The sequence below is a fragment of the Mycobacterium bourgelatii genome (assembly GCF_010723575.1).
Taxonomy (GTDB): Bacteria; Actinomycetota; Actinomycetes; order Mycobacteriales; family Mycobacteriaceae; genus Mycobacterium; species Mycobacterium bourgelatii.
In genome coordinates this window covers 3,126,958-3,138,828 of the sequence record NZ_BLKZ01000001.1, presented here as the reverse complement: position 1 = coordinate 3,138,828, position 11,871 = coordinate 3,126,958, and the positions used below count along the sequence as shown (strand labels likewise).

Here is an 11,871-nt window from a genome sequence, read left to right as displayed (position 1 = left end):
CGTCGCCGAGTGCGGCGAGCAGACGCAAAATTGGCCAAAAATGCTGCAAAATAGGCAATTTTGCGTCTGCTCGCGGGCGCTCGGGGTTAGACCTCGACCCGCGAGCCCATGACCACCGTGCGATTCAACGGTAGCCGAAAGTATTCGGCGGCGTCGGCGGTGATGTATGAGGTGGCAATGAACAGCCGCTTGCGCCAGGCCGCCATCGTCGGCTCCGACCCGGTGGTCAGTTCGAGCTTCGACAGGTAGTAGGACGCGCCGTCGATGGCGATCTTGCCCTCTGTCTCGTCCGGTTCGAGCAGACGCAGCGTCGCCGGGACGTTCGGCGTCTCCATGTAGCCGAAATACGCGGTCAGATGGATGATTCCATCCCGCACGTAGCCCAGCGCATCGACTTCGGTTCGTTCGGCGTCGGGTACCCGCGGCACCGGTAGCGTTTGAATCGCCATTATGACCACGTGGTCGTGCAACACGTGGTTGTGCTCGACGTTGGCGCGCATCGCCAGCGGCGCGGTTTCCTTACCGCGATCAAGGAATACCGCCGTGCCGGGAACCCGTGCGTAGGGTGGCTCATGATCCGCGAGGCTGTCGACGAATTCGCGTAGCGGACCTTCGGCTTCTTTCCGTGCGTGGGTGACGATTTCGCGTCCACGCTGCCAGGTGGTCATGACCGTGAACGCGGCGAGCCCGATGAGCAGAGGCAGCCACGCGCCGTGTACCAGTTTCGTCAGGTTGGCCGCGAAGAACATCAGATCGACCGACAAGAGCAGGATGGCGCCCGGCACGATCAACCACAGCGGTGCGTGCCAGCAGGTGCGCGCGTAGAAGAGGAACAGCGACGTGGTGATCGTGATCGTGCCCGTGACCGCCATGCCGAAAGCGAATGCCAGCGCCGCCGAGCTGCGGAAGGCGAACACCAAGGTGAGTACCGCTACCGCCAACATGCCGTTGATCCACGGCACATAGATCTGGCCAATCCGCGATGCTGAAGTGTGGGCGATCCGCAATCGCGGCAGATAGCCGAGCTGAGCCGCTTGGGACGCCACCGAGAATGCCCCGGTGATGACGGCCTGCGACGCGATGACGGTGGCGGCGGTGGCCAGCAGGACCATGGGCAGGCGCGCCCATCCAGGGGTGAGCAGGAAGAACGGCGCATTGACCGCGCTGGCATTGCTCAGCACCAGCGCTCCCTGGCCGAAGTAACTGAGGACGCACCCGGGCAACACCAGTGCCAGCCAACCGATGGCGATCGCGCGATGACCGAAGTGGCCCATGTCGGCGTACAGCGCCTCGGCGCCGGTGATTGCGAGCACGATGGCGGCGAGGGAAAAGAACGCGTAATGGAAGTGGCCGATCAGGAATTCCCCCGCATACAGCGGCGATAGCGCCTTGAGGATGGCCGGATTATCAGCGATCGCCTTCACCCCGAGGGCGCCGAGCACGGTGAACCAGGCGATCATGACCGGCCCGAAGAAACGCCCAACGGTGGCCGTGCCCCGCCGTTGCACCGAAAAGAGGGTGACGATGATGACCGCGGTGATCGGCACGATCCACGTCTCCATATGCGGCTGGATCACCTTGACGCCCTCGACCGCCGAGAGCACCGAGATCGCCGGGGTGATCATGCTGTCGCCGAAAAACAAAGCAGCGCCGAAGATCCCTAACACGCTCAGTGCTTTGGCGGTACGCCGTTTGGCTGCGCCGCGTTCCTTCGCCCAGCGTCCAACAAGGGTGATCAACGCCATGATGCCGCCCTCGCCGTGGTTGTCGGCGCGCATCACCAGGCTTACGTAGGTCAGGGTTACGACGAGCATCACCGACCAGAAGATCAACGAAACCACGCCGTAGACGTTTTCCGTGCTGATCGGAACTGGATGCGGGTCCTTGGGGTTGAACACCGTCTGGATGGTGTAGATCGGGCTGGTGCCGATGTCGCCGAATACGACACCTAGCCCAGATTTTTCGTGAAATGCCTCGAGAAACGGGGTGTAGATAAGCGAAAGTGCCTGTCCTGCAAGGGATAATTGGACTTGTCTACGGTTCAATCGGTCCCAAGGGAAGGCACTTCGCGAGTGAAGAATATCGCGCTAGCATCGCGGGTGAAAGTGTCTGCTGACGGGCATGGTGTCGTGTCGCACGCCGGGATGGGCATGCTGCGCGAGCTCGCGGACCGCACGGGTTGTCGGCGCAGGTCACCGCCGCGTTGGCCGACACGTACCGGGGCCCGTGGGTGTATGCGCCCGGGGACGTGTTCGCCGATCTGGCGGCCGCGGTCGCCGACGGCGCGGACTGCATCGACGCAGTTGGTCAACTGTGCGGCGATCGTGAGCATGTGTTCGGCGCGAAGGCGTCGACGACCACTATGTGGCGGTTGATCGATCAGCGCATCGATGCCGCACACCTGCCGGGGGTGCGCACAGCGCGGGCTCGGGCGCGGGCGGCGGCCTGGGCGGCCGGAGCCGCCCCCACCCAGGGGTGGCTGCACATCGACATCGACGCCACCCTGGTGATCGATCACTCCGACAACAAGACCGGCGCTGCGGCGACCTGGAAGAAAACCTATGGTCATCACCCGCTGCTGGCGTTTCTGGACCGCCCGGACATCGCCGGCGGGGAGGCCCTGGCCGGGCTGCTGCGCAACGGTAACGCCGGCTCCAACACCGCCTCCGATCACGTCATCGTCCTCGAGCAGGCGCTGGCCGCCCTGCCGCGGCGATACCAGCCCGACCCCGCCCATCCCGAGGATCCCGACAACCCGAAGCTGCTGGTGCGCTGCGACACCGCCGGGTCCACCCACCGCTTCGCCCAGGCGTGCCGCAGGCTGGGGGTGGGGTTCTCCTTCGGCTACCCCGTCGATTGGCGGGTCCAAGACGCCGTGGACACCCTGACCCTCGCCGATGTCTGGGACCCGGCCATCGACACCGACGGCGGTATCCGCGAGGGCGCCTGGGTCGCCGAGGCCACCGGTCTGGTCAACCTGTCCTCATGGCCGGCCGGAACCCGGCTGATCCTGCGCAAAGAACGCCCCCACCCCGGGGCCCAGCTGCGGTTCACCGACGCCGACGGCATGCGCGTGACCGCGTTCATCACCGACACCGCACCCGGGGTCATCCCTGGTCAAGTCGCCGGATTGGAGTTGCGGCACCGCCAGCACGCCCGCATCGAGGACCGCATCCGCGAACTAAAGGCCACCGGGCTGCGCAACTTTCCGTGCCACTCGTTTTGGTCCAACGCCGCCTGGCTGGAAATCATCCTGGCCGCCACCGATCTGGTCACCTGGGCCCGGCTGATCGGCTTTCACGACCACCCCGGCCTGGCCCGCATCGAGATCACCACATTCCGCTACCGGATCCTGCACATCGCCGCCCGCATCACCCACGGCGCACGCCAACAACGGCTACGCCTCGATGCCACCTGGCGATGGGCCGCAGCCATCGCGACCGCCTGGCAACACATCCGCACCGCCTTCGGATAACACCCCGGCGACCACCACCCAACCGACCACGAAAGACCACCGGCCCCAGGAAAGCCCGCCCCGCCCGGCGACACGGGACAACTCTCCACGCCACCACACCGAAAATGCCTACCCAACAACACCATTCAGCGCCAGAACGGCTCAATCATCAATTCGATGCAAAATCGAGGCTAGTGCCCCGATCACGATCGCGGGGCGTAGCTTCTGGGGACTTGTCTGCACGGCGGCTGCCCTCGATTCGTGACGCGGCGGTCTCTTCGTACTGTGCCACGGGGTAGGCGACTGGTTGACACCCGCGCCGCAACGGGGTGTCATTGCGCGGTGACGGAAGATTCGACGCGCTCGGCTCGGGATACGGTACTTGGCCTCTGGCAGGCACTTTCGCGACGGGATTGGGACGCACTCAAGACGTTCCTGTCCGATGACTGCCTCTACGTCGACATGCCGGTGCCGGCGGTGGCGGCACGCGGACCGGAAGACATCGTCAAGCGGCTCAAGATCGGACTCGCACCGCTGGCCGGTTACGAGAACCACAGCGGTCTGCTGATCGCCGACGGCGAAGACGTCATGTACGAGCACTCCGAGACGTGGACGTTCGAAACGGGCGAGCAGGGCGTGTTGAGGTTCGTCACGGTGCACAAGGTCGCCGACGGCAAGGTGACGCTGTGGAAGGACTATTGGGACATGAACAGCCTGGTCGCCTTCGCGCCGCCGGGCCATTTCGAGGCCTTGGCCAACGCGGACACCAGTTGGATCTTCGACGCGACGGGCCTGGTCTGAAAACTCGCGCTCGGGACGCGCCGCCAAGGCCCGGATCCATAACCGGTCCATAACCTTTGGGGCTCAGCCGTAATCGGTGCGATTCATCCTTCGATCATGGCCTTGAGGCCCTTGAGGGTTTCGGACAGCGTTCGGCCCACCTGGCGCACGGCGATCCGGTCGGCGATATACCCGAAGATGCCCCCCGGCGCCTGGTACGACAGCCGGAACGTGACCTTCGTCTGGCCTTCGGCGCCGTCACGCAGCCGGATTCGGCCCCGCAGGTTGATTCCGGTTAGGCCCACCCAGGCCAGGTCGCGGCGCTCGTCGAACTCGACGACCTCGATCAGACCACCGACGGGCACCGAGCCGATCTTCCAATGGACGGTGTAGCGGCCGCCGAGGCCGCTTTCCTCGTTGGCGGATTCCCAGCGCGCCAGGTTGGCCATGAACGACGGGTAGTTGTCGGGGTCGCTGACGATCTTCCACACCGCGTCGCGGTCGGCGTCGATGATGCACCGGCGTTGGACGCGCATCAGCCCAGCACCGGAAAGCGTCGTTCGGCGGCGAGGCGGTCGACACCGCCTTGCAGGCTGGCCATCACCTTGTCGTGCACGGCCTGATCATCACCGTCGGGGTCGATTGGCTCCTGCACCTCGATCACGATCTTGGTCGGCAGCGGTATGTGCCCGGCCAGGTCGCTGATGTTCAGGCCCCACGGGAGCGCCAGCGATATCGGTACACTCTTGAGCCGCAACAACTTATCCGCCATCAGCAGCTTGGCCAGCCATTGCCCGCGGTTGAGGAACAACGCGCTTTCCTGACCGCCGACGGCGGCGACGGGAACGATCGGCACGCCGGCTTCGCGGGCCAGTTTCACATAACCCATGCGCCCACCGAAATCGACCTTGTGACGTTCCCACGAGGGCCGAAAGACTTCGTAGTCACCGCCGGGGTACACCAGCAGCGCCGCCCCGGACTCCAGCGCCAATTGGGCATTTTCGTGATTGGCCGCGACGGTGCCGAATTTGCGCAGCCAGCCCAGCGGCGGTGCCGAGACGACCAGGTTGTGGGCCAGCTGGTAGAAGGGTCGCTCCACGCCGAAGTAGGAACAGAACGCAAGGGTGAACACGAAGGTGTCGGGCGGCACGTTGCCGCCGCTGTGGTTGCCGACAAGTAGCACGGGTCCCTCGGGGGGGGATCCGGTCGAGGCCACGCACGTCGGCCCGGAAGTACAGCGACGCAATCAGCCAGGTGAACGGCAGCTGGTCGCGGATGTAGTCAGGATCCCGCTGGTCGAGGTCCGCCTTGGGGACCCGCGACACCACCTGTTTGCGGGTCCAGTCCATTACATTCCCCAAGGCCCCCATCGTGTGTCCTGTCTTGTCCTGTCCCCCGCAGCCGTTCGCCAAGCTGGTAGACGCGGGCGGAGTTGCCGTACGCAATAAGGTCGACTACCCGGATTGCGTCGCTTTCACACCAATCGCCGTTGTCCACGAATTCGCGCAGCACGCGGTACATTCCGTGACGCCACAGGGCCGCCCCCAGGAAGTGCAGCTCCGCCGGCCCGAACCCGTCGGACGAGTACAGGATCTTGCGGAAGGGTGCCAGCTCCAGCAGTCGGCCGATGAACGCCGGTGATCGAGCGCCTAGGTGGTTCACGCTCAAGCCGCCGTCGACGTAGACGTTGTTGAAAGCCTGTGCGAGATAACCGGCTTCGCGTTCATAGGGGTAGCAGTGCAGCAACACGACGGGGGTGTCGCCGGACTGCCGAAGAAAGTCGAGCAGGTACAGCGGATTGGCCTTGTGCAGATCGCAGTCGCGGTCACCGAAGCCGACGTGAAACTGCAGCGGTTTGTCCAGCCGCAACGCCCGATGCAGGCCGAAGCGAAGCAGTACCCGGTCGTCCAACCGTTTACCGCCCCGGTCGCGCCACCGCGCGGCGGCCTCGGCCACTTGAGCCGGTGAGGGGTCGGACAGATCACCGTCGAAGCCACCCCGGTAGGCCAGAATCGACTTGGTGCCGACGGCGGTCGCGGCGCGCCGATGCAGGATTTCCTCGAATGCGGAGGCGTAGTCGCCGGGAGCCTCGGCGGCTTGTTCGGCGACCTGTTCGAGCCGCACCACCTCGTGCGTCCGGTTCCCGGACAGCGCGGAGAGCTCATCCAGGTCGGTCATGGCGGTGTCGTCACAGATTCCGGTGTCCACCAGCCAGTCGCTCACCCCTGCCGCCGTCAGGAACAGCTGGGCCAACTTGGCCTCGCTGTACTGACTGCGCCGCTCCCAATAGGCCTGCGGCTCGACGTGTCTGGGCAGCCCGAGGATTGGCGCGCAGTAGGCGCGCACGGCGAAGCCGAGCTGGGAGTCGAACCCGGAATCGAAGTCGGCCAGCGGTTGGGTGTTGGCCTCGTTGAGGGCGTTCTCGAACTGGCGCCGATCCCCTGCGGCGAGCCGACAGCCGTGGACGTGCTGATCGACCAACGCCACGTCATGGAGGTGCTGGGCTAAATCCGGCAACGCAGCCAACGGTCAAAGGCTCCAGGCCATGCGGAATTTGTCGGCCAGCTGCTCGGGAGAAAGGTCGGCGTAGCGGTCGTGCTCCATACGCCGAACCGACACGACGAGGTCGACCACCGCATCGCCCAGGATTTCCCGCATCAGCGCGGAATCATCCAGTGCTGCAATCACGTCGGCTTGAGCCTCGGGGAGCAGCGTGGTCCCGGCATTGGCGCGATCAGCGTCGGACAGCTTCGCCGGATCGATCGTGGTCTCCGGAGGCAGCACCGCCCGGCGCCGGATTCCCTCCAGCGCCAGCCCGAGGATCGCCGCCGATGCCAGGTACGGGTTGGCCGACGGGTCGATCACCTTGACTTCGATGTTGCCGCCATACTGGGAACCCGTGCCGCCTCTGATGAAACGCACTGCGGCCTCTCGGTTTTCGGTGCCCCAGCAGACATAGGCCCCGGCCCAATTGCCCGGGAGCATGCGCAACCCGGACACTATTGACCCGCAGAGGATGCCCTGGGCCTGGTGCAGTCCGCTCAGCACGCCCGCCACCGCCGCCTCCCCGACCGTCGTCATGCCGCCGGCGTCGTCGGAAAACAACCGCTCCTCCGGGGTGGTCAGCGAGAAGTGCTGGTGGGCTCCGGATCCGACGCCGTCGGCGAAGGGCGCCGGCGACAGGCTCACGCGCATTCCATGGCGACGGGCGGCGCGGCTGATGATGATCTTGGTGAGCACCAGCTGGTCGGCCGCAGCTAGCGGGGGCAGCGGCGCCAGGGAGATTTCGAACTGGTTGACCCCGTATTCCGGGTGGAATTGCTCGATCGTGACCCCGGCCGTGGTGGCCGTCGAGATGACGTCCCGCACGAAGGCTTCGTGCTCGAGGACACCGGCGAGTCCGTACTGTGCCCACATTATCGAGGGCAAACGGGATCCGTCCGGCGCGACGAGTAGAAACTCGAGCTCATGGCCGATGACGGCATCGATGCCGGCCTCGGTGAGCGCGGTTTCGACGCGGCGCAGCGTGCCGCGGCTGCACGCGGGCACGGGTGTGCCGTCCTGATAGAAGAATGACGCCGGGGCCCACGCCAGGCCCTCTCCGACGATGCGCAGTGCGGACAGATCGATGCGCAGACGCTGGTCGCCGACCACCCCGACGTCGTCGGTGAAAGCGATACCGCTCTGATCGATGGCGAAGGCATGCCAAGAAGGGCTGGCCCCCAGGCCCGGTTTGGCGAAGGTGTTGGTGCGCCGGATGGGCACCGTCTTGGCCTGGGTGAGTCCGGCCGGATTCACGACGGTGCCGATGACAGTGTCGACGCCCTCGGCTTCCAGTTGCGCTATCGCCGCGGCCGCAAGCGGTGTGGCTGGCATGGCAGCGATTCTCCCTGAGGCTCGATCGCTGGCCCGGCCGCTATGCGCGGCTGGGCAGGGTCAGCTTGCAGGCCTGACCGATGTCGAGGGTCCGCAGGACGCGGCCCATGCCCACCCACAGCGCGCAGGACAGCGCCAGGTCGGCGAGCAACTCCTCGGAGAAGTGTTCGTTGATGCGCGTCCAGAAGTCTTCGTCGTCGCGCAGCCCCTTGTGGTCGGTGGCGAACCGGTACGCGAATTCGGCGGCCAGCCGCTCTTGGTCGCTGTAGCCGGACCAGGTGCGCCACTCGGTTGCGTGGTCGTACAGCTCCTCGTCCACGCCCGCGGCGGGCCCGTCGGCGTCGCGGGTGTTGACGCAGACGATGCATTCGTTCTCGTTGGCGATCACCGCGCGGGCGAGTTCACGCGTGCGCAGCGGCAGCCGGTTTTCGCTGTACACCGCCCGGCTGAAATTGGCGAGCGCGCCGCCGAGTTGAGGGGATTTCAAGACCCAGCTGGCGACATCGTCGTCAGCAAACGCTCCGATTCGGCTCATGGGCGAGATGCTACGCCCGCCCCGAAGACGCCGACGAGCTAAGTCCGCAAAGTTTCCGTCGCAACGGCCTTCGGTAGGACTTTCGTCGGAGTGTCGTCGCCCCAATCACGTTGCGTCAGAACACGGTAGGCGACGCGCTGCAGCGCGGCTTCGACGTCGCGCCGATCGGGGCGGCCGGCGAACTCCGGTGATCTGGCCAGCTTGTCGATGATCCAGTTCAGCAGCAGCGAGTAGACGTAATCGACCTGCGCCTTCCCGGCCGGGGTCAGCCACATCCGGTCCCCGTCGCGGCGCACGTAGCCGGACGCGACCAGCCGGGCGAAGGTGGGTTCGAGCACCTCGAACGGCACCCGCAGGTGTTCGCTGATGTCGGTGAGCCGGGCGGTTCCAAAGAACTGGCCGTAGCGATTGACGCGCAGCACTCCCCAGAGCCCGGCGACGTCCAGCCGGCAGTCGGGCCGCATCGCGATGCTGCGCAGGCGAACTCCGGGATCGCCGCGCAGCATGCGCGCGATCGCGTTCTCCAGCAACCGTTCCGGAGTCTCGGAGGACGGCATGCCGAACCCGTCACCCAGATCTATTGCGCTGTTGTGGATTTCCCGCAGCGGCACCTCGCGCAGGAGCAGTGCCAGCACGAAACCCAGCACGGCGACCGGAGCCGCCCAGAGAAAGACCTGGGAGAGCGATTCGGCGTAGGCCGCAACGATCGGGCCGGAGACCGAGTCGGGCTGGCGGTGCAACGCTCCCGGAGAACTGACCGCGTCGGCGGAGACACCGGTGGCCGCTATCGCGCGGTCGAGCCTGCTGTCGAGAAAGTTCACGAACAGCGAGCCGAAGATGGCCGCGCCGAACGAACTGCCGATCGTGCGGAAGAACGTCACCCCCGAGGTGGCCACGCCCAGATCTTCGAAGTTCGACGTGTTCTGCACGATCAGGACCAGCACCTGCATGGACAGGCCGATGCCGGCACCCAGGATGAACAGGTAGAGCGACTGCAGCACCGCCGAGGTCGAGGCGTCCATCCGTGACATCAGCAGAAATGCGAACGCCATCAACGCCGTTCCGGTGACCGGAAAGATCTTGTACCGGCCGGTCCGGCCCACCAGGGTGCCGCTACCGGTCGACGTGATCAGCATGCCGACCACCATCGGAAGGGTGCGCAAGCCCGACGTCGTGGCCGAGACACCGTTGACGTACTGCATGTACGTCGGCAGGAAGGTCATGGCGCCCAGCATCGCGAAGCCCACGACGAAGGAGAGCACGCAGCACACGGTGAAAACCGGGCTGCCGAACAGCCGGGTCGGCAAGATCGGTTGGCTGACGCGAGTTTCCACCCATGCGAACAGGCCCAGCGTGAGAGCCGAGCCGACGAACAGTCCGATGATCGTCGGCGAACTCCACGCGTATCGGGTGCCGCCCCAGCTGGTGGCCAGGGTCAGCGCGGAAGCGCCGAGGCCGATGAGCACGATCCCGACGTAGTCGATGACCGGCTTGGTGGTCGCGGTCAGCGCCGGGATGGCCGCCGCGGCAACGCATATGACGATCACCGAAACCGGCACGTTGATCCAGAAGGCCCAACGCCAGGTCAGGTAGTCGGTGAAGTAGCCGCCGAGCAGCGGGCCGACGACCGTGGTCACGCCGAACACGCCGCCGAGAATTCCCTGGTAGCGGCCCCGTTCGCGGAGCGGGACGACTTCACCGATCAGCGCGCTCGCCGTGACGGTGATCCCGCCCCCGCCGACGCCCTGCAGGGCACGCGACGCCACCAGCATGGTCATCGAATGCGCAAGCCCGCACAGCACCGATCCCGCAATGAAAAACAGGACCGCGGCCTGAAATACGCGCTTGCGGCCGAATACGTCGCCGAGTTTGCCGGCGAGCGCGGTAGTGACCGTTGACGCCAGCAGGTAGCTGGTGACCACCCAGGATTGGTGACCGGCGTCGCCGAGATCGGCGACGATGGTCGGCAGCGCCGTCGCAACGATCGTCTGATCCAACGCCGCGAGCAGCATTCCGAGCACGATCGCCAGGAAGATGAAATTCCGCCGCTGCGGGCTGATCAGCGCGCTGGGAGCCAGGTCTGCGTCTGGGGTAGCAAGGGTCACGTCGGGTTAGCAGTCTAGACGGGACGCACGCCGTCGCCGGCGTGCGCCGTCAACGGGCTCGCGCTGAGGCGGGTCCATCTCGTGATGAGGCTGCGCTTTGGGCGGTCGCTACTCGGTCTTTGTCGCCCTAGGCGCAGTCTCAACGCCGCGGTGGTGGGGCGGCGATCAGGATGGCGGCCGCGAAACGCACTGGGCCGAGTAGAGCTCCTCGCCCAGCTTGTCCATCAGCTCCAGCTGAGTCTCCAGGTAGTCGATGTGCGATTCCTCGTCGGCCACGATTCCCTCAAGCAGGGTGGCGCTGGTGCTGTCCTGCTTTTCGCGGCACATGATGATGCCGGGTTTCAGGCGGTCGAGTACCTCGTATTCGATGGCCAGATCCGCTTCGAACTGTTCCCGCAGCGTCTGTCCGATGCGTACCGAGAAGAGCCGCTGGTAGTTGGGCAATCCATCGAGCAACAAAATCCGATCGGTGATCGCCTCGGCATGCCGCATCTCGTCGAAAGACTCCTCGCGGGTCTTCTTGGCAAGCTCGGTGAAACCCCAGTTGTCCTGCATCTTCGAGTGCAGAAAATACTGGTTGATAGCGGTGAGCTCGCTGGTCAGCTGTTCGTTAAGTAGCCGCAAAACATCCGGATCACCTTGCATGATCCCTCCTACGGTGTGAAGTTGTCTGACCGCAGCAGGTGAGCCGGGCTGGAGCGCACCATGCTGGGTTACCGCGGCACTGTTGCGTGCCGAATCCAAATTTAGTGCAGTAATGGCGGGACAGCCCAGCCTTACTTGCTGGTCGGCGCGCCATCCATACGGAAATTGGCGCCGCGCTGTGACGAACTTAGGTTAGCGTCCACTAACCTACTTAGGTTAGACTCCGCTAATATGCGGCCTATGAGCGTGCGTCCGGCGGGGAGTCCCTGATGTACGTCTGCCTGTGCGTCGGTGCCACAAGCCAGACGGTTTGTGACGCTGTCGCTCGTGGCGCGTCGACCTCCAAAGAAATTGCCGCCGCGTGCGGCGCGGGTTCGGACTGCGGCCGTTGTCGACGGACGCTGCGGGCGATCATCGCTGCCGCCGCCAACCAACTTGATGCCGCTTCGGCGCACTAGATCCTTCCGACTGGCCTC

The 11,871-nt window shown here is 65.4% G+C and carries 8 protein-coding genes and 3 pseudogenes; 3 read left to right on the top strand and 8 right to left on the bottom strand.

Annotated features, from left to right (window positions below):
• Nucleotides 1-86: 86 nt before the first annotated feature.
• Nucleotides 87-1,994: a potassium transporter Kup gene (locus tag G6N68_RS13630; protein WP_205351477.1), complete on the bottom strand. Its 1,908-nt coding sequence runs from the start codon at nt 1,992-1,994 to the stop codon at nt 87-89.
• A 78-nt stretch (nt 1,995-2,072) separates the two neighbouring features.
• Here G6N68_RS13630 and G6N68_RS13625 point away from each other — a divergent pair.
• Both G6N68_RS13625 and G6N68_RS13620 read left to right on the top strand, forming a co-directional pair.
• A pseudogene (locus G6N68_RS13625) lies at nt 2,073-3,475 on the top strand (IS1380 family transposase).
• A 321-nt stretch (nt 3,476-3,796) separates the two neighbouring features.
• Nucleotides 3,797-4,255, top strand: a complete 459-nt coding sequence (locus G6N68_RS13620; RefSeq protein ID WP_163712943.1) for a nuclear transport factor 2 family protein — start codon at nt 3,797-3,799, stop codon at nt 4,253-4,255.
• 83 nt (nt 4,256-4,338) lie between these two features.
• On the opposite strand, the gene G6N68_RS13615 is transcribed toward G6N68_RS13620, so the two are convergent.
• From G6N68_RS13615 to bfr, 7 genes and pseudogenes are all read right to left on the bottom strand, one after another.
• Nucleotides 4,339-4,770 (bottom strand): SRPBCC family protein, encoded by a 432-nt coding sequence (locus tag G6N68_RS13615; RefSeq protein WP_163712938.1) that lies wholly within the window; start codon nt 4,768-4,770, stop codon nt 4,339-4,341.
• Nucleotides 4,770-5,604 (bottom strand): annotated as a pseudogene (locus tag G6N68_RS13610) (lysophospholipid acyltransferase family protein). Before G6N68_RS13610 ends, G6N68_RS13615 begins: the two are co-directional and overlap by 1 nt.
• A 31-nt stretch (nt 5,605-5,635) precedes the next feature.
• Nucleotides 5,636-6,760 (bottom strand): annotated as a pseudogene (locus G6N68_RS13605) (amidohydrolase family protein); the annotation flags it as partial.
• A 3-nt stretch (nt 6,761-6,763) separates the two neighbouring features.
• Entirely contained in the window at nt 6,764-8,110 is a 1,347-nt protein-coding gene (locus tag G6N68_RS13600) for a type I glutamate--ammonia ligase (protein WP_163712932.1), read from the bottom strand.
• A 40-nt stretch (nt 8,111-8,150) separates the two neighbouring features.
• The gene (locus G6N68_RS13595) at nt 8,151-8,645 is read right to left on the bottom strand and encodes a carboxymuconolactone decarboxylase family protein (protein WP_163712930.1); all 495 of its coding nucleotides are present in this window, start codon (nt 8,643-8,645) and stop codon (nt 8,151-8,153) included.
• Between the two features lie 38 nt (nt 8,646-8,683).
• Entirely contained in the window at nt 8,684-10,750 is a 2,067-nt protein-coding gene (locus tag G6N68_RS13590; protein WP_163712927.1) for an MDR family MFS transporter, read from the bottom strand.
• 165 nt (nt 10,751-10,915) lie between these two features.
• Nucleotides 10,916-11,395 (bottom strand): bacterioferritin, encoded by a 480-nt coding sequence (bfr, locus tag G6N68_RS13585; protein WP_163712924.1) that lies wholly within the window; start codon nt 11,393-11,395, stop codon nt 10,916-10,918.
• A 269-nt stretch (nt 11,396-11,664) separates the two neighbouring features.
• Between bfr and G6N68_RS13580 the strand changes: the two genes are divergently transcribed.
• Nucleotides 11,665-11,853 carry a (2Fe-2S)-binding protein gene (locus tag G6N68_RS13580; protein WP_163712898.1) on the top strand — a complete coding sequence of 63 codons (189 nt, stop codon included), beginning with the start codon at nt 11,665-11,667 and terminating at the stop codon, nt 11,851-11,853.
• The last annotated feature ends 18 nt before the right edge of the window (nt 11,854-11,871 follow it).